We start from the raw sequence: 26,126 nt of genomic DNA, 5'->3' as shown, positions 1-26,126 counted from the left end.
CCGACGGATTTAACGCGAGGGGAGGTCGAGTTTGACGTGGTATGACGAAAGTTAGCGTAGTTGGCGCGGCCGGGACGGTCGGGGCCGCTGCAGGCTACAACATCGCACTTCGGGACATCGCAGATGAACTCGTCTTCGTGGACATTCCGGATCAGGAAGACACGACGATCGGCCAGGCAGCCGACACGAACCACGGTGCGGCCTACGATTCGAACACGACGGTTCGCCAGGGCGGCTACGAGGACACCGAAGGCTCCGACGTCGTCGTCATCACCGCCGGCATCCCACGCCAGCCGGGCCAGACCCGTATCGATCTGGCGGGCGACAACGCGCCGATTATGGAGGACATCGGCTCGTCGATCGCCGAGTACAACGACGACTACGTCACCGTCACCACGTCGAACCCCGTCGACCTGCTCAACCGCCACCTCTACGAGACCGGCGACCGCGCCCGCGAGAAAGTGGTCGGCTTCGGCGGCCGACTCGACTCCGCACGCTTTCGCTACGTCATCGCCCAGCGCTACGACGCCCCCGTCCAGAACGTCGACGCGACGATCCTCGGCGAACACGGCGACGCACAGGTCCCCGCCTTCTCGAAGGTGCGCGTAAACGGCCAGGACCTCGACTTTTCCGACGAGGAGAAAGACGAACTCCTAGAAGAACTCCAGACCTCGGCGATGAACGTCATCGAGAAGAAAGGCGCGACCCAGTGGGGCCCAGCGACGGGCGTCGCTCACACCGTCGAGGCCATCCTCCGTGACACCGGCGAAGTGCTGCCCTGCAGCGTCACGCTCGAGGGCGAGTACGGCCACGAGGACACCGCCTTCGGCGTCCCGTGTAAGCTCGGGAAAAACGGTATCGAAGAGGTCGTCGAGTGGGACCTCTCGGAGTTCGAACGAGACCAGCTCGGTGAGGCTGCCGAGAAGCTCTCCGACCAGTACGAGAAGATCTCGTAAGCTCGAGGGACAGTTCGACGCGACTGCACCTCGATTCCACGTTTTCGTCGCCGACCACGGGGGTGGGTCCCGTCGCCGACCCTGAATCGACACCGAGAGCGATTCGCACGGAAAACGGCCGCGTCAGCGCTGTTGCACTCGCTGCTCGAGCGGTCCCGGATTCAGCGTCGCCGCGAGAAGAGACGGGAACCTAGGGGATCAACTGCTCGCCATCGTCGTCGTAGATCACGATCGCATCGACCGGACACGTACGAGCGGCGAACTTCGCGTCGAGTTCTGCGTCCTCGGGCACTTCACGAGCGAAAACGCCGTCTTCGATCTCCGTTGCGTCCTCGAGGACCGCCTTTCCGCGCGATTTGTCCTTCTCGAAGGCATCCCACTCGGCGACACACTGGAACATTCCGATACACGTGTCCTCGTCGAATTCGATTCGCATAGTGAGTCGTTCGGCCGATCGGCGTAAATCGTTAGCGATCGAACGGAATCGACCGTCCGTACAGCCCGGGACAGTGCTCTCGAGCGATCGCGCGTCCGAGAGCGGACCCGGCCCCAAGAGCGGGCCCTGGACCAGCCATACGTGACTGTGGAGTCGGTCCCGCCGGTAAGAGACCGACGAAGGTCGCGTTCCGGCGTGTGTTGCACGAACTCAACTTATAGCCCACGTTATTCAACAAATCACAAATATAGGGACAAGAGTTAGACCCATTCCATTGTCTGAAGATATAATTGCTCTAGATACAACTCTAGTCGGAAGATACAAGACAGAGTCCGTGAAAAACCTTCCTGGAAGAAACTCACAACCATGTCAGAATCTACTCACGGGTTGGAAAAGACGTTAGGGAGCAAGGAGACGCTTATTCTCTCTTTCGGGGCGATGATCGGCTGGGGATGGATTATTCTCGCCGGCGACTGGATCGACTCGGGCGGCCCGCACGGGGCGATCGTCGCGTTCGTCGCCGGGGCAATCGTCGTCAGTTTCGTCGCGATCATCTACAGCGAACTCGCGTCGGCGATGCCGCTCGTCGGTGGGGCACAGGTGTATAGCCTCAGGGCGCTGGGACCAATCGGCTCGTTTCTCTGTACGTGGGCACTCATTTTCGGATACGTCACTGTCGCGGCTTTCGAGGCGGTTGCGTTGCCCTCGGCGATGGCGTTTATCATCCCCGGATTCGACGCGTTCCCGCTCTGGAACGTCGCTGGCGAACCGGTGTACGCCACGTGGATCGTCGTCGGCGTACTGGGAACGGTCGCGATGACGTTCCTGAACTACATCGGCATCCGCATCGCCGCCCAGTTCCAGATCATCATGACCGTCGTCATCGCACTGGCCGGTGTCATGCTGGTCGCCAGCGCAGTCACGAGCGGCCAGCCGTCACCTGATCCCTCGTTCGGTGCCGGTACCGCCGGCATCTTCGCCGTCATCTTGATGACCCCCTTCATGTTCGTCGGCTTTGATGTCATCCCGCAGTCGGCCGAGGAAGCCGACATTCCCGCCCGAACGCTGGGACTATTGATCTTGCTGTCGGTCGGGATGGCCGCGCTGTTTTACATGGCCGTCATCTGGGGCTCGAGTCGTGCCCTTCCGGGTGCCGAACTCGTCGACAGTACGCTGCCTGCCGCCGAGGCGATGGGTGTCCTCTACGACAGCACCACTGTCGGCCAGATCATGGCCCTGGCGGGTATCGCGGGGATTCTGACGAGTTGGAACGCGTTCATCATCGGCGGGAGTCGAGCGCTGTTCGCTCTCGCCGAAGCCGGGATGCTCCCGAAGTGGCTCTCGACGGTCCACCCCACGTACAACACGCCCAGTAACGCAATTTTGCTGATCGGTGCCCTGTCGGTACTCGCGCCGTTTTTCGGCGAGCAGATGCTGACGTGGATCGTCAACGCCGGCGGGATCGGCATCGTCGTCGCCTGGTTCTTCGTCGTCCTCTCGTTCCTGATCTTGCGATACCGTGAGCCGGAGATGGACCGCCCGTACAAGGTTCCTGGCGGCTACCTCACCGGTATCATCGGGCTGATACTGACTGGGGTCTTCGTCACGCTCTATCTCCCCGGCGGCCAATCCGCACTGCTATGGCCCTACGAGTGGGCCATCGTCCTCCTCTGGTGTGCGTTCGGGGTCGTCCTCTACGCGCTCTCCGGCGATTCACCGGTCGACTCCTCGGACGAAGTCGTCGAGAAGATGAGCGCGCTGAGCGACGACTAGACAACACCACACCCGAGCAACCCCCTCGGAACGGTCGTGGTCGAACGTGCACGCTGTTGACCGATCGCGTACCTTCATTACTGGTGAGCGAACTCTATCCAGATACGTCGTTTCGAGCCGGCGATCGATCGGTCGTCGTCGCTCGAGCGAACCGAACTTCACGTCGTAAACGATGGACGAAAAAGATATCCGGATTCTCAAGGCGGCAGCGGCAGCGGGCACCGATAGCGCAGTGGCGATCCACGAACACACCGGGATCCCAAAGTCGACGGTTCACTACCGGCTCAAACAACTCCGAGAGGAGGGGGTCGTGAAAAACGACCTGCTCGAGGTGGATCTGTCGAAGATCGGCCTCGAGATCGCGATCATCAGCGAGGTGTACGCCGAGTTCGGCGAGGGCTATCACGACGACGTCGGCGAGAAACTCGCGAACATCGAGGGCGTCAACCAGGTTTACTTCACGATGGGCGATACGGACTTCGTCCTCGTCGCACACGCGACCAGTCGGAAGATGGTCGAGACCCTCGTCGAGGAGTACGAGTCGATCGACGAGGTGACGCGGACGAGTTCGAAGTTCGTGATCACGACCGTCAAAAACGAGACGTACCCGGTCAACGACTTCGAAGTCGACACCCTCGTCGACGCACTTACCGACGAGGATTCATCCTGACCTTTGGGTCAGGCATTCTCCTTGCGCTTCTGTAACCGGACCCAGCGAGACGAGCGTTTTGATCACCCTCATCGCAACTTTCATGACCGTTCCCACATCGGATAGGCGACCGATACGAGCTGTTGTACCGGTGAGTCGGTACAAGCGCGTCGGCACGCACTCCATCGAAAACAGACAAAAGGCAGACTAAACGCCTCGAGACCGTTCGGGACAGCTTTGCCGACTCGTGCTGGTGGGTGAGTGCTAGCCGCTCGAACCACCTGGTCTCGAGGTGGCTCACGTGGCGACTGCTTGCCGTGTCGAGGTGTCGGCGACCCCGAGACGATTCGATCGGAGATCCCAGTCATAAACGTGGCGTGCGAGTGCGATCCGGCCGCGGAGACGACACTTTAAACCGCAACACGCTCCAAAGACGGCCAATGACTATCGAGGAGCTGTCGGGGCTCCCGCCCGGGGCCGTCTCACACTTCCGGGACGAGGGGATCGAGGCACTCTACCCACCACAGGCCGAGGCAGTCGAGGCCGGAGCACTCGAGGGTGAAAACCTCGTCGCCGCCGTCCCCACCGCCAGCGGCAAGACGATGATCGCGGCCCTCTCGATGCTGTCGGCGGTCGCCCGCGGCGGGAAGGCGCTGTACATCGTCCCCCTGCGCGCCCTGGCAAGCGAGAAACAAGCCGAGTTCGAAGCCTACGAGGAGTTCGGCGTCACCACCGGCGTCACGACCGGGAACTACGAGAGCACCAGCGACTGGCTCGCGACGAAAGACATCGTCGTCGCGACCAGCGAGAAAGTCGACTCACTCGTGCGAAACGGTGCCAGCTGGCTCTCGGAGCTGACCTGTGTCGTCTCCGATGAGGTCCACCTCATCGACGACCGCAACCGGGGCCCGACGCTCGAGGTTACCCTGGCCAAACTCCGGCGACTGAACCCCGGGATGCAGGTCGTTGCACTCTCGGCGACCGTCGGCAACGCCGGCGAGATCGCCGACTGGCTCGACGCCTCGCTCGTCGATACGGACTGGCGACCGATCGACCTCCGGATGGGCGTCCACTACGGCAACGCGCTCAACTTCGACGACGGCTCGACCCGTGAAGTGCCCGTCGAGGGCACTGAGAAACAGGAAGCCGCGCTCGTCCGCGATATCCTCCAGGAGGGTGGCTCCTCGCTCGTGTTCGTCAACTCCCGACGGAATGCAGAGGCCGCAGCCCGCCGGCTTGGAGGGGTCTCGAGTCACGAACTGGCCGAGGACGAGCGTACCGATCTCGCCGACCTCGCCGCGGAGATCCGCGACGACAGCGACACCGAAACCAGCACGGACCTCGCCGATTGCGTCGAACGCGGCTCGGCCTTTCATCACGCGGGGCTCTCTGCGACCCAGCGGTCGCTCGTCGAAGACGCCTTCCGTGACCGCCTGCTGAAGGTTATCTCGGCGACACCCACCCTTGCAGCCGGCGTCAACACGCCCGCCCGCCGCGTCGTCGTCCGCGACTGGCGACGATTCGACCCAAGCGCTGGCGGGATGGCCCCCCTCGACGTCCTCGAGATCCACCAGATGATGGGACGAGCCGGCCGACCGGGGCTCGACCCCTACGGCGAGGCCGTCTTGCTGGCGAAGAGCCACGACGAGAGTCAGGAACTGTTCGACCGCTACGTCTGGGCCGATCCCGAAGCCGTTCGCTCGAAACTCGCGGCCGAACCCGCACTGCGAACGCACGTCCTCGCGACCATCGCCTCCGGCTTCGCCCGGACCCGTGAAGGCCTCCTCGAGTTCCTCGAGGCGACCCTCTATGCGAGTCAATCCTCGGAAGCGGGCCGACTCGAGCGCGTCACTGACGACGTGCTCGCGTATCTCGAGCGGAACGACTTCATCGAACGCGCACCGTCAGGTGGCTCGGATCGCTCGAGCGAGCCACCGCGAGAGCGCGAAGGGGCGGAAGGCGGCGACGACGCGACGAGCGCGTTTACCGCCGCTGCCGACCTCGCCGACGACGCTGGCACGGACGAAGAACTCGAGGCCACCAGCCTCGGTCACACCGTCTCGCGGCTCTACCTCGACCCGATGAGCGCCGCCGAGATCGTCCACGGGCTCGAGGGCGCTGACGAGCGACCGACTGCTCTCGGTCTCTACCAGCTCATCTCGCGCACCCCGGACATGTACGAACTCTACTTGCGCTCCAGTGAGGACGAGACATTCGGCGAACTCTACTACGAACGCGAGCGCGAGCTGCTCGGGGACGCCCCGAGCGAGTTCGAGGAGAGTCGCTTCGAAGACTGGCTCGCCGCGCTCAAGACCGGGAAACTGCTCGAGGACTGGGCCGACGAGACCGACGAGGAGACGATCACCGAGCGGTACAAGATCGGTCCCGGTGACCTGCGGGGCAAAGTCGACACCGCCGAGTGGCTGCTCGGGGCCGCCGAGTCGCTCGCCCGCGAGGTCGACAGCGAGTGGACCGTCGCCGTCCGCGAGGCCCGCGCCCGCGTCGAACACGGCGTCGGCGAAGAGCTACTAGAACTCGTCTCGGTGGGCGGCGTCGGTCGCAAGCGCGCCCGGCGGCTCTACGCGGCCGACATCGAGGAGCCCGCCGACCTGCGGACGGTCGACAAAGGGGTCGTCCTGGGCGTCCTGAAAGGGGAGAAAACGGCCGAAACGATCCTCGAGAACGCTGGCCGCGAGGACCCGTCGATGGACGGCGTCGAGCCGATCGATCCCGAAACGGGCGGTGTGACACGCTCGAGCGGCGAGGGCAGGGACGACCCCGACCCGGGCGTCGAATCGGACGAGTCGGACGACGGCCAGTCGAGCCTGGGTGATTTCTAATGCGGGTGCTCGAGTGTCGACTGGCCGTCGACGACCTCGATTCGTTCGTCGCCGATCTCGGCACGATCGGCGAGCGCCACGGCGTGACGATCCAGGCGTTCGACGCCCACTACGTCGCAGACCGCGATCACCTCGAGCGGGCCGTCGAACTCGCCGACCGAGCGATCGAACGCGGCGAGAACATCGCCCGCGACCGGGCGGTCGAAATCCTGCTGTACGCCGCCGGCCGTCGCCAGATCGACCGCGCCCTCGAGATGGGCGTCGGCGAGGGCGAAAACCGGGCTGTGATCCTAATCGACGCCGGACCGAGTGATGATGCCGACGGCGACACCGACCGCGAAACCAGAGCGGCTGCTGCTTGCGAGCAGGTCCGCGGGCTGGACGCCATCGGCTCGCAGGAACCGACGCTCGAGCGAACCGACGCCGAGACACTGTGTGCGTTCTTCGACATCACCGAGGCTGAGCGGGCCGCCACCGACGCGTCACTCTCCGCGCTCGTCCGTGAGCGGGTGGCCTTGCTCGAAGTCGAGAAGTAACGCTCTGACAGCCACGCGTGGGACGGTTCTCCCGAACCGAGGAGGTCGCTATCGATCGAGATCGACAGACCACCGTCTACAGGCGGCGACGTGGGCAGTTCGCCAACGTAGAAGGGCCATTACAGGTCAGTTCAAGCATCGTCTATGATCGAGAGGATGGTGAAGGCCGTGCTTGTGATCGCCATCTGTGGCGGCGTCGCACTGGGCGGGTTGTTCGCGACGGGTGCTCTCGGCGTTCCAGACGCTGGACTCGAGGACAACGCCTGGGGCGAGGTCGACGACGAGCGCATCGAGGTGGTAACGGCGGTGTGGATCGACAACCCCAAGCCCGCCCTCGAGGTAGTCGACGACCTTGGAGCCCACCACACGGTCGACCCGAGCGAGGAGGATGTCGCCATGTCGTATCAGGGCGATCTCGTCGGTCGGTACACCGAACTGCAAGAGCTGGTCGCGCTCGTCGACCGCGGCGACGTCGAGTTACACACCGAACGCCACGACTTAGCGGAGATTAACACCGTCGCGGAGCGACTCGAGCACGGCGAGATCGAAGGCCGCGCGGTCGTACTCCCACCGTAAGTCCGACCTCGGGGTTGCCGACGGAGTGTCAGTCGGCCGCCGATTCCGTCGTGATGCGCCGTCGCGTGAGGGCTCCGACCACCGTTCCCGTGACCGTCCCGCTCAGCATCACGAGCGCGCTCCGTCTCGGAATCCGTCCGCGGAGTCCCGCCTCGAGAATCATGAGTGTGTCCAGCGTATCGACCAACAAGGCGATACGGTCCCAGTCGGGACGGCGGTCGGCGGACGCCGTCAGCTGCCCGAGTCCCAGGCCGAGTGCCCGAACGCACGCATACCGAAGGGCGACCTCGAGCGAGCCCCCATCCGCGGCGGACAGGCCGTACCACCGGCCGAGCAGGCGCGGGGATAGGAGACCGATCGTGCCGAACACCACGCGAAACCAGGGGAGGAATCGGGAGGCGTCGTCGACGGACGTCGGGATCGTGGACAGAGCTCCCATACTCGAGTCGTCCACAGCCGGAGACAAGAATCGTACCAGGCGATCGAAAGGCAGTCAAAACGGCTCAGCCGGGTAAGAAGACGTTGATGCCCGCCACGACGATCCCGGCCAGTCCCATGCGAACGGCCGCAACGTACCAGCGCTGTTTCGAGATCGACGCGAGATAGATCCCGAACGCCGCCAGGATCGCGACGCCGACGGCGATCGACGCCAGGACCGACTGGGCCATCGTAAAGACGACGCCCTCGAGCACCAGCGGCGAGAGCGTCAACAGGATGGCGAGGATCGGCCCGGTTGCGCTCGCGGTGGCGTGGACGATCTGGGCGGCGCGATGTTCACGCTGGACGCGGGTGTCCTCGAGTTCGGTGAGCATCGCCTGCTCGATACGTTCCTGTTCGGCCAGCGCCTGAGCGCGCTCGATCTCCCAGACGCTCCAGACGCCCGAGGTACCGAGCCCGACGGCCGCCCCGAGGCCGATCGCGACGACGGTGAGCCCCTCGTCGATCCCGGAGAGATACGCGCCGACGACGACGCCGATGCTGGTGAGCGTCCCGTCGAATCCGTTGGCGATGAAGTACCGCCGCGAGATCGAGCGGACGTCCTCTTTCTCGAGGACGCGACGAAGCCGGGCGAGTCGACGACCCATCGTCAGCCGAGCCAGGGATCGTCGATGGCACGCGAGCCACAGGCGACCTGATCGATCGAGTGAATCGACCCGCTCAGGTCCTGAATTTCCTCGCGGATCGCGTCGATCGAGAGGGCCTCGCCCTCGAGCGTTACCCGCAGCGTCTTGACGGTCTCGTCGACTTCGACGACCGTCGCCGTCGCCGCCTCGACGGCCTCGAGGTCGCCCAGTTCCGTCGTAAAGTCGACGACACCGGGGTCGTGGGGTTTCAACACGTCGAGGACGAGTCGCGTGATCGGAGCCATGCCCGTTCGAACGGCGAGCTGACAGATATGTCTACGGACACCGACTCACGAGAGCCGTTTTCGCCCACCGACGCTACGCTCTTGTGTACACCCGTAATAGACGGGCTATGGCCACCCTCGAGGACCCATTCGAGATCGGCGACGTGACGGTCCCGAACCGGCTCTACCGGGCACCGCTGCTCGAGTGTGCGGGCAACGGGCCGGACGCAGTCGAGACGCTGATCGAGGAACTCGAGCCCGCCGCCAAATCCGGCGTGGGACTGCTCTTTCAGGGCGCGACGATCGTCCAGGGCGAGGGCGGCTGTGCCGCACCGGGGATGACCCGCGTCCACGACCCCGCGTTCGTCTCGCGGCTGTCGCGGCTGACCGACCGGGTTCACGACCACGGGAGCCGCATCTTCATCCAGCTCGAACACGGCGGCCTGCGGAGCATGGAGACCTGGAACGCCGAGTACCGCCGCAAACACCCCGAACTCGAGCAACTCGCCGTCTCCGAACTCCCGTGGCAACTGCGACTGTTCGATCGCGTGGGAGCGCTCTCGTACGACCCCCACGTCCTCTCGACCGAGGAGGTGTACGATCTCGCAGCTGACTTCGGCCGCTCGGCCGCCTACGCCGCCGACGCCGGCTACGACGGGATCCACATCTCGGGGGCGAACATGGGGATCGTCCAGCAGTTCCTCTCGCCGTTTTACAACCGTCGCGACGACGAGTTCGGCGGCTCACCCGAGGCCCGCCTCGAGTTTCTCGCGCTCGTTCACGACGAGATCCGCGACCGGGCGGGGGACATCCCGCTCGTGACCAAAGTCCCCGCAGAGACCCCCGCGCCGCCGTCGCCGCTGGTACGGCGGAAGCTCTCGCTCGCCGACGGCGTCGAAATCGCCCGCCGCCTCGAGACGATCGGCTACGACGCCGTCGTCCCCGTCCTGACGTCGGTCGTCTGGGATATGAGCATCGTCCGTGGCGAGTACCCCGCTCGAGCCTGGGAGAACGAGGCGCTACAGGAGGGGTACGACGCGGCCTTCGGCGGCCCCGTTCGGAAACGACTCGTCGCCCTCGGCAATCGCGTGGAGTCGCTGCAGTACGACTTCGAACCGGCCTGGAACGAGGCGTTCTGTCGCCGAGTGAGAGACGAGGTGTCGATCCCCGTCCTGGCGGAGGGCGGGATCCGCGAGCGCGGGCAGATGGATCGGCTGCTTGGTGACGGCTCGAGCGGGACTGAACCGGCATGTGACGCCGTCGGGCTCGCCCGTCCGTTCTACGCGGAGCCACGGCTCGGTGCTCGGTTGTTGCACTCGAGCGACGACGACCCGACCGTCCTCTGTGAGAACTGCAACAACTGTACCGTCCCGCAGGCGACCGGCGCTCCCGGTATCTGTCGAACACCGAGCGTGTTACGACGGCGCGGTGTCCTCGAGCGTGAGGGAGCGTACGACCAAAATCGACAGTGATTCTGCACTTCCCAGCACAGACAACCACGTCACACTAACCCCTTCGTTTCAGGTGGAAACCGATAGAGGCGGCTACCAACATTGTCGAAGCGAAGCGGTAGAGAAGTAGTCCATCCTGGATTCGAACCAGGGTCGAAGCCCCCAGAAGGCTTCAGGATTGGCCACTACCCCAATGGACTGATATGTTTCCGTTGAGCCAGTTCCAACGGTGTATCCATTAATAGAGGGTGCACGTATTAGAGCGTTACGAACTCAACCGGAGAACGGACGGTGGATGGTTGGGTCGACGAGGTGAAAGAACGCTATTGCAGGTCAGCGACAAACGTTCAGATCACAGATCCTCAGTTGGAGAGAGCTGAGAGCGCTAGTCCCGATAAGGTGGCACGTAGTGCTCTATTCTATGGCAGTTCGCACAGAGGACGGTACATCGATCAATCTCCGCCTGTATCCGCTTTTTCGACCGGTTTTCGGAGGTCAATGATGCGACTGTCGCTTCTTTCTCGTCCGTAGTATGGTGGAAGTCCAAACACGCTGGTCGATTTTCCTCACACCGGGCGCATCCACCTGCTATCTGTTTCCGTTCCCAGACCCACTGTTTCAGTTCACGTTCCGGTGGGTCGCAATGAGTGACTCGATGGCAGTTCGCACAGAGGACGACACACTTTTGGATTTCATCCCAGATACCGTCCTTGCCATATCCATACGTGATCATACGACCAACGCTCATCCGCTTGGTTCGTGCCGATACGTGATGAAAGTCGAGACAGGCAACAGTGTCTACGCCACAGGAGTGACATGCACATCTGCGTTTGTAATCGTTGAGCCATCGTCTGTGTCGGGCACGACGACGTAGCGACCGCTCGGTGTTCCACTCGGCGTTTCGGTAGTGCCACCGCTGATCGACGCTCAGTTCGTCCCACGACGTGTCGTTTGGGAGTTGGATGTCGTCGGGAGGCGGACTAACCCGAGGCCCTCGCGAGGAATACGTCTCGAGCCCGGCTAGCCCTTTCGCCTCGTTCCACCCGCCGACCGTCCGAATGATTGTCGCTGAAGCAGGCGTTAGCCCTAGCTCCTCGTACTCCGCCTTCGTCGGCGACTTTCCGAGCTGGTCGGCAGCCCCACGCAAGGCGTCCAGACACTCCCGTTTCGTCGTCACACCCCTGTTGGTCGCGTCATCGGTTATAAAATCGGGGACTCGAGATGAACCCGCGAACCGACACGCCTTTTCCCCTCTCTCACACACCACCGGGTATGTACGTCGGACGATTCGTCGTCGTCGGCCCCGAGGGCGGTGCCTACCGCGTCTCCTCGAGATCGTTTCCCAACCGCGAGATTACGGCTCGAGACGAGGCGCTCACCGTTGGCCCGACCGACGACGCCCCGGAAACGGACAACCCGTACGTTTCCTACAACTGCCTGCGCGTCGTCGAGACGCCGACCGGCGAGACGGTCGCCTTTGGCAACGGCTCGCAGGTCGATCCGATCGCCGAAAAACTCGAGTTGGGGTATCCCGCTCGAGACGCGCTCGCGGAGTGTCTGCTCGCGCTCGATTACGAGAAAGACGACTACGACACCCCTCGGATCGCGGCGACGATCGACGACGAGGGTGAGGCGTTGATCGGGACGGTTCGCAAGGACGCCCTGGTCGTCGAAACCGTCGAGAAACCGACGCTCGTCGCGACCTACGAGAAAGACACTCCCGAGCCGTTCGACTTCGAGGCCGAAAGCGCCGCCGAGGCAGCACGGGCGGCCTACGGTCTCGAGTTCGAACACGCCGTCTGTGCAGCGGGCGTCGTTCGGACCGACGACGGCTTCGAGACGGCGATCGAGAACGGCGCGTAATCGACACGGACACATCGCCACGCCGGACAACGTTCTTACGGGGCGATCTGGTAGCGACGGCCATGCGCGTCGGACTCATCTCGGACGTCCACGGCAACCGGGTCGCCCTCGAGGCCGTCCTCGCGGACATGCCGACGGTCGACGAACTCGTCTGTGCGGGCGACGTCGTCGGCTACAACCCCTGGCCCGCCGAGTGCGTCGACGAACTCCGCGAGCGAGCCGTCCCGACGGTGTGTGGAAATCACGATGCTGCGGTCGTCGAGGGCCGAACAGCCGGGTTCAATCACACGGCGCGGGCGGGCCTCGAGCACGCGCGAACCCAGCTGTCCGACGATCAGCTCGAGTGGCTCTCGAACCTGCCGGTCGAGCGCCTCGCGTGTGACGATCGCATCCGGCTCGTTCACGGTCACCCGGATGACCCCGACCGGTACACCCGCTATACGTATCCCGACGAGTTCTCGCCGCGATTGCTCGGGGACGAGCAGGTTCTCGTCCTCGGCCACACCCACGTTCAGGGAGTCCGACAGTTCACCGAGGGACTCGTCGTCAATCCCGGAAGCGTCGGCCAGCCACGCGACGGCGACCCCAGGGCCGCCTACGCGGTGGTCGACCTCGAGACGATGTCCGTCGACCTGTTCCGTATCGAGTACGACGTCGACGCCGTCCAGGCGGCCGTCAGGGATGCGGAACTTCCAGCCCGGATCGGTCGGCGGCTCGCTCGCGGCGCCTGAACGGACACCACGAGAACGAACTACTTTTGGCCGACTCGAGAAGTAAGTCGGATATGGACGACACCGGCCACACGGAGCGAATCGAACGAGCACGATCGCGGGACGCCGTCGGCCGGTGTCGGCTGACGGGAACGGTCCTCGAGCGCCAGTACCGACGCGTCACGAACGCCAGCGGTCCGCAGACGGGGATCGATGTTCGGCCGACTGCGTGAGGACACGCGGGCGATGTGTCGGCGCGATCCGGCCGCAAGCGGCTGTCTCGAGGTCGCGCTCTGCTATCCGGGCGTCCACGCCGTCTGGGGCCACCGGATCGCCCACCGGCTCTGGACCGGCGGCTTTCGGCTGTTCGCCCGGCTGTTCTCTCAGCTCGTTCGGCTGCTGACTGGCGTCGAGATCCACCCTGGAGCGACCGTGGGTCGGCGAGTGACGATCGACCACGGGATGGGCGTCGTGATCGGCGAGACGGCGGAACTCGGCGACGACGTCCACATGTATCACGGCGTCACGCTTGGTGGGGACGCAAACGAGCCAGTGAAACGACATCCGACGCTCCAGGACGGCGTCCGGGTGGGCGCCAACGCGACGCTGCTCGGCGACATCACGATCGGCGACGGGGCGACCGTCGGCGCGGGCTCGGTTGTCACCGGCGACGTCGAGGCAGGCGCGACCGTCGCTGGCGTTCCGGCCCGGCGCGTCGACGATTGATCTGCCGACTCGACGATCGATCAACACTTTTGGGTCGACAGGCGAATTTGAGATCTGATGTCCGTCGGACCGACCAGCCTCCAGGTTCGAATGCTCGCCGCCCTCGTCGGACTGACACTCGTCACCGCCGGGTTCCTCGTTGGCGTCTGGGTGATCTTCTACGTCACCCTCCTGATCGTCGGACTCGAGTTCCCCACGCTGTTCGCATCGATCGCAACCGCCGGGACGGTGCTCGTCATCGGATACCTCGAGTATCACCAGCCCGAGACGGTCGAACGACTCGCGGACGCGTATCCGGTCGACGAAGAGACCGCGCCCGAACTGTACGAACTGACGACGCGCGTGGCCGCCCAACTCGGCGTTCCAGCACCGACCATCGCCGTCTCCGACCGCGACGCACCCGAAGCGCTGGTGGTCGGGTTCCGCCCGAAGCGCATCCACCTGGTCCTCTCGCTCGGAACGATCGATGCGCTCTCGCAGGCGGAACTCGAGGCGGTGATCGCCCACGAACTCGCCCACGTCGCGAACCGGGATGCGATGGTGATGACGGTCGTCTCGCTGCCGGTCGTGATCGCCGAGGGGATTCGATCACGGATCATGAAGATCGAAAATCCGGGCTGGACCGCCGTCGTGATCGTCCCGCTGGGACTGGTGTCGACCGTCGCGTGGACCACCGGACAGGCGATCACCGCTCGGCTTTCACGAACCAGAGAGCGAGCCGCCGACCGTGCCGCCGCGGCAGCCATCGGCTCCCCCGCCACGCTCGCAAGCGCCCTCGAGCGGCTGGATCACGAAATCGCCGCCACGCCGAACCGCGACCTCCGGGAGGTTTCGGGCGTCTCCTCGCTGTCGATCCTCCCGCTCGAGCCCCGCGAACTCGAGAAGGTCATGCTCGGCCCCGACGGTGACCGCGAGCCCGACCACTGGTGGTTGCAGACGCGGCTGCATCGGCTCGAGCGGTGGCTGTTCGATACGCATCCACCGACCGACGAGCGCGTACAGGAGTTAGCGGCGCTCGAGCGCGAGACGTGACGGCGACCGATGGGGTGAGATGTGGGAACTGAACTGGTGTGCACACCGACCGAACCGTCCGCAGTTTGCACTCGATTCCTCGCTCCGAACCGCGCTCCCGCCGTGCGGTGAGGTGGGTTCTAGCGTTCAGTGGCCACTATCGTTACCCGTCGTCGACGGTGCCGTCCGTTCCGGGCGGCGAGCCCTGCGCGGCGACACCCTCCTCGGTTTCGACCTCGCTCGCTGACGCACTGGGCGCGTCGTCGGTCGTCGACTCCGGGTCCGAGGTGTAGCCGAGTTCGAACCAGAGTGTCGCGGTACAGTCGAACGCTTCCTCATCGAGTTCGGTATCACCCTCCCGCTGGTCCAGATAGCCGTTACAGCGGCCGTGGTTGACGACGTTCATCAGCGACGCCGTGGAGCCACACTGCGGGCAGTCGATGTAGTAGTTGCCCGCGTCGTTCTGGTGCCACGAATCGGGCGTGAGTTCCGTGTAGGCGGCGTCCTCGTGGGTCCGTTGACTCATGTCCGTCACGTAGATACCGAGTCCAGTAACGGCCGACCCGGAGTGTGCAAGTCGCCCTCGAGCTCCGCCAGAACCGACTCTAGACGAGCGGTTCGACGAGTTCCCGACCGGCCTCGAGCAACGTCTCGATCCGGTCTGCGTCCGAGGCTTCGGCGTACACCCGCAGGACGGGTTCGGTTCCGCTCGGACGGACCAGCACCCACGAGCCGTCGGCGAGCCGGAGCTTGAAGCCGTCGGCGGTGTTGACGTCCTCGACGGTCGTGCCCGCGACGGCGTCGGGAATCTCGTCCTCGAGATCCGCGAGGACGCGCGTCTTCTCGTGGTCGGGACAGGCCAGGCTGATCTTGTCCTGGACGACGGTGCCGTGTGCCTCGAGCAATCGGTCGACGCGTGAGTCGAGTGACTCCTCGGCGTGCATCGCGGCCGCGAGCACCGCCATGAGGACGCCGTCTTTCTCGCGGACGTGACCCCGGACGGTGAAACCGCCCGACTCCTCGCCGCCGACCAGCGCGTCGCCGTCGGCCATCGCCTCGGCGACCCACTTGAAGCCGACGGGCACCTCACGGACGGCCTCGCCGTGAGCGTCGGCGATGCGATCGATCAGGAACGTCGTCGAGACGGTCCGGATCGCCGGCCCGGAATCGTCCTCGAGGAGGTAGTCGTACAGCGCCGCGAAAAAGAGATTCTCGTCGAGGTAGCCCCGCTCGGGGGTGACGATCGCGATGCGGTCGGCGTCGCCATCGTTGGCGATTCCGAGCGCCGGCTCGGAGCCGTCGTCGGTGACGAGGGCGATCAACGCCGCTAAGTTCTCGGGTGCGGGTTCGGGCGCGCCGCCCCCGAACTCGGGGTCGCGGTCGCAACGCAGGCACTCGACGGTGGCACCGGCGCGCTCTAAGAGGGCATCAGTCGTGTCGCGGCCGCTGCCGTGCATGGCGTCGTAAGCGATGACCTGTCCCTCGAGATCGGTGGCTCCCGTGATCGTCTCGACCAGCTCGAGGGCAGCGTCGGCGTGCGGTTCGACGAGGTCGGCCTCGCGGACGCTCCCGTGGTCGGCCTCTGGAAGTGGGTCGGGGTCAGCCAGTCGGTCGGCGATGGCGTCGGTCACCTCGGGCAGCGCCGGCGCGCCGTCGTGGGGGATGAACTTCACGCCGTTGTACTCCGGCGGATTGTGCGAGGCCGTGACGGCGAAGCCGCCGACGAGGTCGCGGTCGACGATCGCGTGGGCGTAAAGCGGTGTTGGACGGTCGCGGTCGGGCATCACGACGTCGAAGCCGTTCGCACACAGCACCCGTGCCAGCTCTTCGGCAACGCCTCGTGAGGTCTCCCTGGCGTCGTACCCGACGGCGACCGTCCCCTCGAGTCCCTCGTCTCGAAGGTAGGTCGCAACCGCTTGCCCGACCATCCGAACCCGTGGTGTCGTGAACTCCTCGAGCGTCGCCCGCCAGCCGTCGGTGCCGAAACTGATCGTCTCCATACGCGTTCGTCATCGGGAGTGGCGAAAAAAGCGACGCTGACGCTCACGCAGAGACAGCCCGGCCATCTTGGTCTCACTGACAAACAACGGCGTTTTCCGCCCACGGGCCGATACCGTCACTAATGAGCCAGTGTCCCTCCATCGTCGCCATCTGTGGAAGCATCCGTGAGGAGAGCTACACGCGAACCGCGCTGAAATACGTCCTCGAGGCCGCAGCCGACGAAGGCGCAGAGACGACGTTGCTGGACCTCCGCGAGTACGACCTCCCCGTGTTCGATCCCGACGTCGACGATTCCGAACAGGGTGATGCGATCGAGGTCAAACGGCTCGTCCGCGAGGCCGACGCCGTCGCGCTGGGGACGCCGGTCTACCACGGCTCTTACTCGGGCGCACTGAAAAATCTCCACGACTACTGTGGCTTCGACGAGTACGAGGACACCACGGTCGGCCTGCTGGCGACCGCCGGCGGCGGGAGCTACGGGTCGACGCTCGATCACCTCCGAATCACGGTCCGCGGCGTCCACGGGTGGGTCCTCCCCCATCAGGTCGGCCTGCGTGCTGCAAGTGACCAGTTCGAGGCCGACCCAGACGCCATCGACGGGCGACGGTTTTGTGACCCCGACCTGCAAGCGCGGGTCGAACAGCTCGGACACAGCCTCGTCGAGTACGCCTCCATCGACCCGAGTGTCAGCAGTTCACGGTCGGCGACGGCCACCGACTGACCGGTCACCCGAGGGCGTCGAGTCGCTGTTCGAAGAGTCGTTCGCCCGTCTCCTCACAGGTAACGGCGATCACGTCGTGGCTCGTACAACAGGACTCGACGACCGCTTCGCCCATCGTCACGTCGCCGCCGGTCGGACACCGCTCGAGGAACATTCGCAACGCGTTACAGAGTTGTCCTTTCGTCTCCGGCGCTGTGACGTCCCAGTCGGGCACCCAGTGCTCGAGGGTCCGGCTGGCGGCGACGTCGGCGAGCAACGCAGCGCGTGAGGGCCACCGCCCTGCGATTGCCGTCTCGGAGACGAGACTGTACGTCTCGTTGCCGGATCGAAGTTCGTAGTCGTCTGCAACCGCGTCGAAGTCGAAGGCATCGATGACGAGAGCGGCATCGAGCCCCGACTCGTCGACCGACTCGATCCGGTCGAACCAGGCGCGCTCGAACTCGTCGGTGAGACAGAGGTCGTCCTCGTCGGCACACGGCTCGAGGACCCCGTGTGTTCGGAAGTACCGCTCGAGGTCGAGGTGACCGTCGACGGCGTCGACGGGACCAGGAGCGTCGCTACTGGGAGTGTCGTCGGTGGGTGCGTCGCTGTCAGCGGTGCTGTCGCCGGACGTGTCACCGGCCGAAGTCCCGTTGCCGGCGGCCGTTCGTGACGGGCCGTCGCTCGAGTCAACGCCTCCGGAGTCAGCCCTACGCTCGAGGCCCGTTTCGTCGGCCGACGAATCCATGGCGTGCGCGCTGAAGCCGCTCGCGGGGGCGGGCGCTGAGCCTTTACCGAACCAGTCGAGGACGGTGGCTGGCAGGTATCGCTTCGTCAGCGTGGGCGTACCGGGAACGAGGTAGCCCCGCAGATAGACGAGCGCAATCGACGCCACGGTCACGAAGAGTCCGGCGGTTCTGGACTTGCGAGCGACGAGTGTGCCGAGTATCGCGGCGATCACTAGATTGACGATCGTACACGGCAGACAGCGATTCCGACCCGTGTACTCGGGCTGCTCGAGGCGGTCGAGGAGGTCGTCGAACATCTCGTCTCGAGTGACTATGGACCCAGCTATGTATCTTTCTACGAGGGAGCACTCCGCCGGTTAGTGGACACCGAAAAAGGCGACACGGTTCGGAGCCGACGCTGCATCGGGGATCGGAGACTCGAGTCCTCGAGGGCGGCGAGCGCTCACGCGAGTCCGACGAGCCGTTCTTTCTGTGCTCGAGTGAGCTGTTTGATCTCGTACTCGCGGGACATCGCCGCCGAACGCGACTCGTATCGCTCCTGATGGCGGACGACGACGGGCGTTCGGCCGCGAGTGTACTTCGCGCCGTCGCCGTCGTTGTGTTCGGCGACGCGTCGCTCGAGATCGGTCGTATAGCCGGTGTAGAGGGATCCGTCGGCACATTCGAGCACGTAGACGACGTGGTCGTCGGGCATCGGGGTGACGTACGGCCGCGTCCGGTAAAAAGCGGCTCGTCCGTAGGGGCACGTGGGTAGTCCGAGTCCGGTTCTCGAGTGGTCAGGTTCCGCGGGCGCGATCTCTCGCCACTTCCGCGATCCCTGCGTTCGCCGAGCAACTGATACACGCGTGAATTTCACCGTACTCATCGGCGAAGACGCGGGCAAAGCGCTCGGAAACGTGCGCGTCGCAGTGGTTACACTTGGGCATTGGTCACACCGGCCGGAGCCGGTATCTACTGCTACCAGGGGAATCTATAAAAGCGCTTTCCCAAACGATGGGAAGATTTCTCCAGCAGACGATGATAGTTACCCATCTCAAAAGTTATTTTCTATTGTGGCCAATTCACCGTCGGCCTGCGTCGATCGCTCGAGCGATCAACGTCGCCTGTCCACCGGCGACGAACCCAGCGTCGACGTTGACGACAGATAGCACGGTACAGGACTGCAACATTCCGGCGAGCGCAGCCTCGCCGTCGCCGCCGAACCCGTAACCGCTCGAGACGGGCAGACCGATCACGGGCGTGTCGACGAGTCCGGCGACGACGGTCGGCAGGGCCCCTTCTCGCCCGGCGGCGACGACGAGCACGTCGGCTGCCCGAAACCGGTCGACCTGATCGAGCGTTCGGTCGAGCGCCGCGACACCGACGTCGTCGATCCGTTCGACCGTCGCGCCAGCGTCGGCACAGACGACGTGGGCCTCGTCAGCGACCGGGGCATCGACCGACCCTGCGGTGACGATTCCCACCGTAGCGTCGAGCGACGGCGAGTCGTACTCGGGCGATACGACGCGTATCGTCGAGTACCGGCGCTCGAGGGTGGCCTCCGGCACCGACTCGGAAAGTGCGGACTCGAGCGCCGCGAACCGCTCGTCCGAAACGCGCGTCAAAAGCGCCCGATCGGTCGTCTCGAGGGCCAACTCGGTGAGTGAGATGACCTGCTGGATCGACTTACCCTCGGCGAGGATGGCTTCAGGAATGCCACGACGCTGTTCTCGGGCCGCATCGAATCGGCCCGCGTCGTCCGTAACGTATCCCTTCAGTTTCGCTTCCGCCTGTGTTGGCGAGAGGGAGCCATCGGCGACGGCCTCGAGGAGTTCGCGCATGCCGGCGTTCCGCGCCGGATGTACTCCAATCCGTCGACACTGCGGGCCGATTCCGTGATCGACCGCGAGTGGACTCGAGGGTGCGCGCGAGCGTGCTTTTTCGCCTTGAGAGGCGTGCGACCGATGGGGGCTACTCATCAAACATATACTTTCCGGTGGAACCGACCGTCGAAACGGTCGAATCAACCGCTGCAACCCCCGTATTTCCATCAATAACCGGAATGCTTATACCATGGAAAGGGAAACGGATACATCGTATGGCAGACCTTATCGTCAAAGCCGCCGTGAAGGAAGCGCTCGATGACAAGAACGTCGCCTCGGACTTCTACGACGCACTCGACGAAGAAGTAGACCAGCTCCTCGAAGACGCCGCCCGACGCGCGGAAGCCAACGACCGGAAGACGGTCCAGCCCCGCGACCTGTAAGGGACGCCGACTGACTACCGATTTTTCGCGCAACCGCTCGAGCAGCCGACGGTACCCTCAACGAGTGGAGCCATCGAAAACTGACAGCGACCAGCGAGCCGACTCGTGACGCGGCGACGCCGGCTACTGGCGACGTTGTGTCAGGTACTCCTGCGTTCGGCCGAGTACCACGTACTCGGCTTCCCGAAGGTCCTCGACCGACGCCGAGCCGGTGACGAACATCGCGGTTCGCAACTCGAGCGCAAGCGTCTCGAGGAAGTCGACGACTGCCTCGGTGCCCTGGCCGGCAGGGCGGAGGAATGGCTTCGCGAGGCCGCCGGCGCGCGCGCCGAGTGCGACCGCCTTCGCGACGTCGAGCCCGGAGCGGACGCCGCCGCTGGCGATCACACAGTCGTGTTCGTTTGCAGCTTCGATCGTACTGACCGCGGTTGGGACTCCCCACGCCCGGAACAGCTGACCGACTTTCTCCTGGCGGTCGGCACCGACTGCGGCCGCCCGGTAGGATTCGATACCCGACCAGGTCGTCCCGCCCTGCCCGGCGACGTCGATGGCGTCGACGTCGGCGTCGGCGAGCCGACGGGCCGTTTCCCGGGAGATGCCGTTGCCCGTCTCCTTGACCACGATCGGTACCGAGAGGTCCGAAGCGATGTGTTCGATCGCCTCGAGACATCCCTGTGCATCGACGTCTCCCTCCGGCTGGACTGCCTCCTGAAGGAAGTTCAGGTGGATCGCCATCGCGTCGGCGTCGATCATCTCGACGGCCGTTTCGACATCGTCAACGTCGTACTCGAGGAGCTGTGCCGCGCCGACGTTGCCGTAGAGGAAGGCGTCGGGGGCGGCGTCACGGACGACGGTGTAGGACTCGAGTAAGTCCTCGTCGTCGAGTTCGATACCGGCGCGCTGGCTACCGACTCCCATCGCGACGCCGACTTCCTGGGCGGCCTCGGCGAGCGCCCGATTGATCTTCGTCGTGTTGGGATGGCCGCCGGTCATGCTCTCGATGACGATCGGGACCGCCAGTTCGTGCCCGAACAACGTCGTCGTGGTGTCGATCTCGTCGCGATGGATCTCCGGGAGGGCCTCGTGAACGAACTCGACGTCCGCGAATCCCGTCCCCGAGGTTTCGACGTCCTCTTCTTCGATTATTCGAATATGATCGTCTTTCCTGTCGGATGTCTCGGGCATCGAATCGTCTCCACCGGAACGTAGTGTGACGTCGTTGAAAAGGTGTCCATTATCGTCGGCGACGATTCGCACTCCAACGGTCAGTGAACGAAAATCTGAACCACGCACCCGGTTTTATCACATACTATCGTGACAGACAGCCCTACTCAGACCGGTGCTGATCGCGTTCGACCTCGTGGAAATCGAGAATCCACGGCCCGTCATCGAGGCCTGCGAACGCATCGGTCTCGAGACTCCCAAAGAAGCCAAGCGTCACCCGTGGGCGCTATGGGGTGGCCGGCTCGAGGGGGCAACGTTGCGCTGAGTGCTCGCCCGCCGGGACAGCAGCCTGTCTGATCTTTCGGTCGCGGTCGGCGTATTCGGCGTCGCGACGGCGTTCTGGCCGCGGACGACCGTCGATTTCCTCCTCGAGGTGGCCTACGAGAACGCACCGGAACTCGAGGTGAGGCCGTGGGTCGTGGCCGCGGCGCGGCTCCTCGGGGCCCTCTACGTGGTACTCGGGGTGTTCACCGCCCGTGCGGACGCACCGGCAGACGAGGAGCCGGTAGCGAAGTGAGTAACAGGAAGCTGGCTCGGGCCGGCGGTCGGCAGTCAGTACGCCCGGACCTCGAGGCCGTCTTCGGTCCCGACGTACGTCGCGTCGGCGAGATCGACGAAGAGCCCGTGTTCGACGACGCCCGGAACGCTCGAGAGCGTCGACGCCAGTTCTTCGGGATCGTCGATCGGCCCGAATTCGCAGTCGAGTACGAGGTTGCCGTTGTCGGTAACGACGGGGCCGTCCTTGTGTTCGGCCGCACGTAGCGAGGGGTCGCCGCTCAGGTCGCGAACCCGGTCGGCGACGACGCTGTGAGCGGCGGGGAGCACCTCGAGCGGAACCGACCGCTCGAGTCGGTCCGCGAGCTTCGAGGGGTCGGCGACGACGACGAACCGATCCGCGGCGGCGTCGACCAGTTTTTCGCGGGCGTGGGCTGCGCCTCCACCTTTGATCAGCGTGCCGTGGGCTGGCGAGCCGGGGTCGTCGACGACCAGGTCAGCACCGTCGATCGCGAGATCGACGGTTTCGACGGCGTCGAGCGTCGTTAGCGGAATTCCGACCTCGAGGGCGAGTTGCCGCGACTGAAAAGAAGTCGGAATTCCCCGAACCTCGAGACCGTCGGCGACCGCGTCGCCGATCGCCTCGATCGCGTAGGCCGTCGTCGAACCGGTGCCGAGGCCGACGACGAAGCCGTCTTCGACCTCCTGGGCGGCCTGTTCACCCGCCCGGCGTTTCGCGTCCGCGGAGCCACCTGCCGTCTTCATGATAGCTCACGCGCGCGGCGACGGGAAAAACGTTGATCTCTTACTCGAAGTCGGGTTCGCGGTCCTCGACGAAGGCGGTCAGCCCCTCGCGCTGGTCGTGCGTGCCGAAGAGACTCGCGAACGCGCGTTTCTCGTAGTCGAGACCGGCAGTCTGGGAACCCTCGAGCGTCTGGTTCATCGCCTGTTTGGCCGTCTGGATGGCGAATTTCGGCTGTGCGGCGAGTTGCTCGGCCAGTTCGAACGCGGTCTCCTCGAGTTCGTCGTCGGGGACGACCTCGCCGACCAGCCCGGCCTCGGCAGCGCTCTCGGCGTCGAGTCGCTCGCCCAGGAAGATCATCCGACGAGCGGTCTCGTCGCCGACGATCAACGGCAGCCGCTGGGTGGCCCCCCAGCCGGGGATGATCCCGAGGTCGATCTCGGTATTGCCGATCAGCGCCGACTCCGCGGCGACGCGCAGATCACAGGCGATGGCCATCTCGCAGCCGCCGCCGAAGGCGTAACCGTTGATCGCCGCAACCGTCGGCGCGGGAAACGACTCGAGGGCGTCGGCGACCGCGTGGCCGAGTTCGCCCCACTCCTGGGCCTCCTCGGTCGAGAGGTCCTGCATGTACGTGATGTCTGCACCGGCGATGAACGCGTCGTCACCGGCGCCCGTGAGGACCAGCGCGCGAGCGCCTTCGGCTTCGGCCTTCGCGAGCGCTTCGAGCATCGACTCGAGGGTCTCGACGTTGAGGGCGTTGAGCGCCTCGGGGCGGTCGACGGTCAGCGTCGCTACGTCGTCATCCAAGTCCAGCTGGACGGTTTCCCAGGACATACGGTGTCATTCCACGGGCATCGTACAAGTGTATAGTGTATTCGATCTGGAGACCGAACGCCGGTCGCGGTCACGGCCCGTCGCCGGCGAACCTTTTTCCCCACATCCGTGGTCGGACGGTCCATGGCGAAACCGGGGAGCGCCGTTTCCCTCGAGAACGTCCGCAAAACCTACCAGTTGGGCGAGCCGGTCCACGCCCTCGACGGCGTCTCACTCGAGATCGAACGCGGCTCCTACACGGCGATTATGGGCCCGAGCGGTTCGGGTAAGTCGACGCTGATGAATCTCGTCGGCTGTCTCGACACTCCCACCGAGGGGACCGTGGTCGTCGACGGCCAGGACGTCGGCAGCCTCGGCGGCCGTGAACGAACCCGACTCCGAGGGACGACTGTCGGCTTCGTCTTCCAGACGTTCAACCTGATGCCACGGCTCACCGCCCTCGAGAACGTCGCACTCCCACAGCTCTTCCAGGGGATCGACCGCGACGAGCAACGACAGCGAGCCCGCGAGTTGCTCGAGCGAGTCGGGCTGGCCGACCGGGCCGACCACCTGCCGAACGAACTCTCCGGTGGCCAGCGTCAGCGAGTCGCGCTGGCTCGCGCGCTGGTGAACGATCCGGCGATCGTGCTGGCCGACGAACCCTCGGGGAACCTCGACACCGAAACCGAAGCGGACGTCCTCGACCTCTTCGCGGAGTTTCACGAGGGTGGCACCACGATGGTCGTCGTCACACACGAGCGCCACGTCGCCGAACGCGCCGAGCGAATCGTCCACCTCTTAGACGGTCGAATCGAGCGCATCGAGTCGCTCGAGGAGGAAGCGAGCGGTCGCCCATCCGAACCGGGGTCGAGCGACTGATGCGGCCGCTCGAGTTCGTGCGACTCTCCTGGCGGTCGATCCGCGGCCACAAGCTCCGGTCGGCGCTGACGACCCTCGGCGTCGTGATCGGCATCGCGGCCGTGATCGCGTTCGTCACGCTCGGCGCGAGCCTGCAGGCCGGTGTCATCGGCGACATCAGCCCCGACGACCAGCGCAACGCCTACGGCTGGGCCGCCGATCCTGACGTCGAGGGCGGTCCGCTCGCGGGTGCTCAGCCGGTGTTCAGCCAGGATGACCTCGAGACGCTGAACGAGGCCGAGGCGATCGACGCGGCCTACGGATACATGCCGCTGTCGACGCAGGCGCTCGTCTACGAAGACGAGATTTCACCACAGAGCGATGCGCTCGTGGCCGCCGGCCCGTCGTATATTCGCGAGGAGACACTCGAGGAGGGCCGACAGTTCGAATCCGGCGAGCGCGAGGCGGTGATCAATCCGGCCGTTGCCGGCCAGTTCGAGGAGAACGTCTCGGTAGGCGACGAGCTAACGATCGCGCTCCAGGGCGGCCAACAGACGACCGTCACGGTCGTCGGCATCACCGAGGATTCGGAGGGACTGAGCCCGTTCGAGGGCTTCGAACCCTCGCCAAGAGTCTACGTGCCGACTGATCCGTACTACACCGAGGAAGCCGCCACGATGCTCCCCGGCGACGACGGACCGGGCGAAGACGGACCGGAAGCGGACGAGCCAGCAGCCCTCGAGGACGGAGACGAGACAGACGACGCGCTCTATCTCGCCATCGTCGTCGAGGCCAGCTCCGCCGACGACGAAGACGTCGACGCCGCCCGCGAGCGAGCGCTCTCCTACCTCGAGAGCGACGAATCCGACGCGAGCGACCTGCTGGGCGACGACCTCGAGGTCACCCTCCAGACCAGTGCCGAGTTGCTCCAGCAACTGCAGGACGTCCTCGATCTGTTACAGAACTTCATCGTGGGGATCGCAGCCATCTCGCTCGTGGTGGGCTCGATCGGCATCGCGAACATCATGCTCGTCTCGGTGACCGAACGAACCCGCGAGATCGGCATCATGAAAGCCGTCGGCGCACAGAACCGGGACGTCCTCGGGCTGTTCCTCGCCGAGTCGGTGGTCCTCGGGGCGATCGGAGCGATCCTCGGAACCGCGCTCGGACTCCTCGTCGGCTACCTCGGGGCATGGTACGTCGATCTTCCGCTGGTCTACCCGCTCGAGTACGTCGCCCTGGCGATCATCATCGGCGTCCTCGTGGGCATCGCCTCCGGGCTTTACCCGGCCTGGCGGGCAGCCAGGACGGACCCGATCGACGCCCTTCGATACGAGTGACTCCGTCGTCGCTACCGTGGTATTTTCCAACTAGTTGCGTTCGGACAGGATTGACCAGTGAACGGACACACAAGGCTTATC

31 protein-coding genes, 1 tRNA gene and 1 pseudogene are annotated in these 26,126 nt (G+C 64.9%); 18 read left to right on the top strand and 15 right to left on the bottom strand.

All coding sequences use genetic code 11. The features are described 5' to 3' along the window. The first annotated feature begins 41 nt into the window (after positions 1 to 41). Positions 42 to 956: a malate dehydrogenase gene (mdh, locus tag AArc1_RS01350; RefSeq protein ID WP_117362575.1), complete on the top strand. Its 915-nt coding sequence runs from the start codon at positions 42 to 44 to the stop codon at positions 954 to 956. 190 nt (positions 957 to 1,146) lie between these two features. Here the strand turns inward: mdh and AArc1_RS01345 are convergent, their stop codons facing one another. Next, positions 1,147 to 1,392 (bottom strand): ferredoxin, encoded by a 246-nt coding sequence (locus AArc1_RS01345; RefSeq protein WP_117365718.1) that lies wholly within the window; start codon positions 1,390 to 1,392, stop codon positions 1,147 to 1,149. A 366-nt stretch (positions 1,393 to 1,758) separates the two neighbouring features. Here AArc1_RS01345 and AArc1_RS01340 point away from each other — a divergent pair, with 366 nt between their 5' ends. The 5 genes and pseudogenes from AArc1_RS01340 to AArc1_RS18855 form a co-directional block, all read left to right on the top strand. Then, complete coding sequence (locus tag AArc1_RS01340) at positions 1,759 to 3,165, top strand: APC family permease (RefSeq protein ID WP_117362574.1); 1,407 nt, start codon at positions 1,759 to 1,761, stop codon at positions 3,163 to 3,165. 172 nt (positions 3,166 to 3,337) lie between these two features. Then, positions 3,338 to 3,835: an Lrp/AsnC family transcriptional regulator gene (locus AArc1_RS01335; RefSeq protein ID WP_117362573.1), complete on the top strand. Its 498-nt coding sequence runs from the start codon at positions 3,338 to 3,340 to the stop codon at positions 3,833 to 3,835. Between the two features lie 419 nt (positions 3,836 to 4,254). Continuing rightward, positions 4,255 to 6,654 (top strand): ATP-dependent DNA helicase, encoded by a 2,400-nt coding sequence (locus tag AArc1_RS01330; protein WP_117362572.1) that lies wholly within the window; start codon positions 4,255 to 4,257, stop codon positions 6,652 to 6,654. Beyond that, positions 6,654 to 7,190: a KEOPS complex subunit Cgi121 gene (cgi121, locus tag AArc1_RS01325; protein ID WP_117362571.1), complete on the top strand. Its 537-nt coding sequence runs from the start codon at positions 6,654 to 6,656 to the stop codon at positions 7,188 to 7,190. Before AArc1_RS01330 ends, cgi121 begins: the two co-directional genes overlap by 1 nt. A 330-nt stretch (positions 7,191 to 7,520) precedes the next feature. Next, positions 7,521 to 7,766: pseudogene (locus AArc1_RS18855) on the top strand (NAD(P)-dependent alcohol dehydrogenase); the annotation flags it as partial. Between the two features lie 28 nt (positions 7,767 to 7,794). Here the strand turns inward: AArc1_RS18855 and AArc1_RS01315 are convergent. The 3 genes from AArc1_RS01315 to AArc1_RS01305 all read right to left on the bottom strand — a co-directional run bounded on the left by AArc1_RS01315 (position 7,795) and on the right by AArc1_RS01305 (position 9,135). Beyond that, positions 7,795 to 8,205 carry a hypothetical protein gene (locus tag AArc1_RS01315; protein ID WP_117365717.1) on the bottom strand — a complete coding sequence of 137 codons (411 nt, stop codon included), beginning with the start codon at positions 8,203 to 8,205 and terminating at the stop codon, positions 7,795 to 7,797. Between the two features lie 64 nt (positions 8,206 to 8,269). Further along, positions 8,270 to 8,851 carry a VIT1/CCC1 transporter family protein gene (locus tag AArc1_RS01310; protein ID WP_186336631.1) on the bottom strand — a complete coding sequence of 194 codons (582 nt, stop codon included), beginning with the start codon at positions 8,849 to 8,851 and terminating at the stop codon, positions 8,270 to 8,272. Between the two features lie 2 nt (positions 8,852 to 8,853). Next, positions 8,854 to 9,135 (bottom strand): DUF211 domain-containing protein, encoded by a 282-nt coding sequence (locus AArc1_RS01305; RefSeq protein ID WP_117362568.1) that lies wholly within the window; start codon positions 9,133 to 9,135, stop codon positions 8,854 to 8,856. A 107-nt stretch (positions 9,136 to 9,242) separates the two neighbouring features. On the opposite strand from AArc1_RS01305, the gene AArc1_RS01300 reads away from it, so the two are divergent. Beyond that, complete coding sequence (locus AArc1_RS01300) at positions 9,243 to 10,586, top strand: oxidoreductase (RefSeq protein ID WP_117362567.1); 1,344 nt, start codon at positions 9,243 to 9,245, stop codon at positions 10,584 to 10,586. Positions 10,587 to 10,692: 106 nt separating this feature from the next. On the opposite strand, the gene AArc1_RS01295 is transcribed toward AArc1_RS01300, so the two are convergent. Next, positions 10,693 to 10,765, bottom strand: a tRNA-Gln gene (locus AArc1_RS01295). Positions 10,766 to 10,950: 185 nt separating this feature from the next. Next, a complete protein-coding gene (locus AArc1_RS19260; RefSeq protein ID WP_117365716.1) occupies positions 10,951 to 11,742 on the bottom strand; it encodes a homing endonuclease associated repeat-containing protein in 792 nt (263 codons plus the stop codon). A gap of 95 nt (positions 11,743 to 11,837) precedes the next feature. Here AArc1_RS19260 and AArc1_RS01285 point away from each other — a divergent pair, with 95 nt between their 5' ends. From AArc1_RS01285 to AArc1_RS01270, 5 genes are all read left to right on the top strand, one after another. Further along, entirely contained in the window at positions 11,838 to 12,428 is a 591-nt protein-coding gene (locus tag AArc1_RS01285; protein ID WP_117362566.1) for an IMP cyclohydrolase, read from the top strand. A 62-nt stretch (positions 12,429 to 12,490) separates the two neighbouring features. Then, the gene (locus AArc1_RS01280) at positions 12,491 to 13,159 is read left to right on the top strand and encodes a metallophosphoesterase family protein (RefSeq protein ID WP_117362565.1); all 669 of its coding nucleotides are present in this window, start codon (positions 12,491 to 12,493) and stop codon (positions 13,157 to 13,159) included. 53 nt (positions 13,160 to 13,212) lie between these two features. Continuing rightward, the gene (locus tag AArc1_RS18610; RefSeq protein ID WP_154670584.1) at positions 13,213 to 13,371 is read left to right on the top strand and encodes a hypothetical protein; all 159 of its coding nucleotides are present in this window, start codon (positions 13,213 to 13,215) and stop codon (positions 13,369 to 13,371) included. Beyond that, entirely contained in the window at positions 13,352 to 13,864 is a 513-nt protein-coding gene (cysE, locus tag AArc1_RS01275; protein WP_117362564.1) for a serine O-acetyltransferase, read from the top strand. The genes AArc1_RS18610 and cysE overlap by 20 nt, the downstream gene beginning before the upstream one ends. A 90-nt stretch (positions 13,865 to 13,954) precedes the next feature. Then, on the top strand, positions 13,955 to 14,896 hold the full coding sequence (locus tag AArc1_RS01270) for a M48 family metalloprotease (protein WP_117365715.1): 942 nt from the start codon (positions 13,955 to 13,957) through the stop codon (positions 14,894 to 14,896). A gap of 142 nt (positions 14,897 to 15,038) precedes the next feature. Here the strand turns inward: AArc1_RS01270 and AArc1_RS01265 are convergent, their stop codons facing one another. Together AArc1_RS01265 and AArc1_RS01260 are read right to left on the bottom strand one after the other, a co-directional pair. Next, positions 15,039 to 15,401, bottom strand: coding sequence for a hypothetical protein (locus tag AArc1_RS01265; protein WP_117362563.1), 363 nt, complete (start codon positions 15,399 to 15,401; stop codon positions 15,039 to 15,041). Positions 15,402 to 15,480: 79 nt separating this feature from the next. Further along, positions 15,481 to 16,875, bottom strand: coding sequence for a phosphoglucomutase/phosphomannomutase family protein (locus AArc1_RS01260; RefSeq protein WP_117362562.1), 1,395 nt, complete (start codon positions 16,873 to 16,875; stop codon positions 15,481 to 15,483). Between the two features lie 122 nt (positions 16,876 to 16,997). On the opposite strand from AArc1_RS01260, the gene AArc1_RS01255 reads away from it, so the two are divergent. Further along, positions 16,998 to 17,597 carry an NADPH-dependent FMN reductase gene (locus AArc1_RS01255; protein ID WP_117362561.1) on the top strand — a complete coding sequence of 200 codons (600 nt, stop codon included), beginning with the start codon at positions 16,998 to 17,000 and terminating at the stop codon, positions 17,595 to 17,597. 4 nt (positions 17,598 to 17,601) lie between these two features. On the opposite strand, the gene AArc1_RS01250 is transcribed toward AArc1_RS01255, so the two are convergent. The 4 genes from AArc1_RS01250 to larB form a co-directional block, all read right to left on the bottom strand. Continuing rightward, the gene (locus AArc1_RS01250) at positions 17,602 to 18,621 is read right to left on the bottom strand and encodes a hypothetical protein (RefSeq protein WP_117362560.1); all 1,020 of its coding nucleotides are present in this window, start codon (positions 18,619 to 18,621) and stop codon (positions 17,602 to 17,604) included. Positions 18,622 to 18,767: 146 nt separating this feature from the next. Then, a complete protein-coding gene (locus AArc1_RS01245) occupies positions 18,768 to 19,019 on the bottom strand; it encodes a GIY-YIG nuclease family protein (protein ID WP_117362559.1) in 252 nt (83 codons plus the stop codon). An 82-nt stretch (positions 19,020 to 19,101) separates the two neighbouring features. Next, positions 19,102 to 19,251 carry a DUF7563 family protein gene (locus tag AArc1_RS19735; RefSeq protein ID WP_449289242.1) on the bottom strand — a complete coding sequence of 50 codons (150 nt, stop codon included), beginning with the start codon at positions 19,249 to 19,251 and terminating at the stop codon, positions 19,102 to 19,104. 135 nt (positions 19,252 to 19,386) lie between these two features. Next, a complete protein-coding gene (larB, locus tag AArc1_RS01240; protein ID WP_117362558.1) occupies positions 19,387 to 20,145 on the bottom strand; it encodes a nickel pincer cofactor biosynthesis protein LarB in 759 nt (252 codons plus the stop codon). Positions 20,146 to 20,402: 257 nt separating this feature from the next. Between larB and AArc1_RS01235 the strand changes: the two genes are divergently transcribed. After that, positions 20,403 to 20,570 (top strand): DUF1931 family protein, encoded by a 168-nt coding sequence (locus AArc1_RS01235; protein ID WP_086888072.1) that lies wholly within the window; start codon positions 20,403 to 20,405, stop codon positions 20,568 to 20,570. A gap of 123 nt (positions 20,571 to 20,693) precedes the next feature. Here AArc1_RS01235 and fni read toward each other — a convergent pair whose 3' ends face one another. Further along, positions 20,694 to 21,755, bottom strand: coding sequence for a type 2 isopentenyl-diphosphate Delta-isomerase (fni, locus tag AArc1_RS01230; protein ID WP_117365714.1), 1,062 nt, complete (start codon positions 21,753 to 21,755; stop codon positions 20,694 to 20,696). Positions 21,756 to 21,909: 154 nt separating this feature from the next. Between fni and AArc1_RS18605 the strand changes: the two genes are divergently transcribed. Both AArc1_RS18605 and AArc1_RS01225 read left to right on the top strand, forming a co-directional pair. Next, positions 21,910 to 22,059 (top strand): hypothetical protein, encoded by a 150-nt coding sequence (locus AArc1_RS18605; protein WP_154670841.1) that lies wholly within the window; start codon positions 21,910 to 21,912, stop codon positions 22,057 to 22,059. Continuing rightward, positions 22,060 to 22,311, top strand: a complete 252-nt coding sequence (locus AArc1_RS01225; RefSeq protein WP_117362557.1) for a hypothetical protein — start codon at positions 22,060 to 22,062, stop codon at positions 22,309 to 22,311. 35 nt (positions 22,312 to 22,346) lie between these two features. On the opposite strand, the gene rpiA is transcribed toward AArc1_RS01225, so the two are convergent. Together rpiA and AArc1_RS01215 are read right to left on the bottom strand one after the other, a co-directional pair. Continuing rightward, positions 22,347 to 23,054, bottom strand: a complete 708-nt coding sequence (rpiA, locus tag AArc1_RS01220) for a ribose-5-phosphate isomerase RpiA (RefSeq protein WP_117362556.1) — start codon at positions 23,052 to 23,054, stop codon at positions 22,347 to 22,349. Positions 23,055 to 23,094: 40 nt separating this feature from the next. Further along, on the bottom strand, positions 23,095 to 23,868 hold the full coding sequence (locus AArc1_RS01215) for an enoyl-CoA hydratase/isomerase family protein (RefSeq protein WP_117362555.1): 774 nt from the start codon (positions 23,866 to 23,868) through the stop codon (positions 23,095 to 23,097). Positions 23,869 to 23,991: 123 nt separating this feature from the next. Between AArc1_RS01215 and AArc1_RS01210 the strand changes: the two genes are divergently transcribed. Together AArc1_RS01210 and AArc1_RS01205 are read left to right on the top strand one after the other, a co-directional pair. Next, positions 23,992 to 24,726, top strand: a complete 735-nt coding sequence (locus AArc1_RS01210) for an ABC transporter ATP-binding protein (protein WP_117362554.1) — start codon at positions 23,992 to 23,994, stop codon at positions 24,724 to 24,726. Beyond that, positions 24,726 to 26,045 carry an ABC transporter permease gene (locus AArc1_RS01205; protein WP_117362553.1) on the top strand — a complete coding sequence of 440 codons (1,320 nt, stop codon included), beginning with the start codon at positions 24,726 to 24,728 and terminating at the stop codon, positions 26,043 to 26,045. Before AArc1_RS01210 ends, AArc1_RS01205 begins: the two co-directional genes overlap by 1 nt. Positions 26,046 to 26,126: the final 81 nt, after the last annotated feature.

This window comes from Natrarchaeobaculum sulfurireducens (genome assembly GCF_003430825.1).
GTDB classification, from domain to species: domain Archaea; phylum Halobacteriota; class Halobacteria; order Halobacteriales; family Natrialbaceae; genus Natrarchaeobaculum; species Natrarchaeobaculum sulfurireducens.
This window is presented reverse-complemented; position numbering and strand designations above follow the sequence as displayed.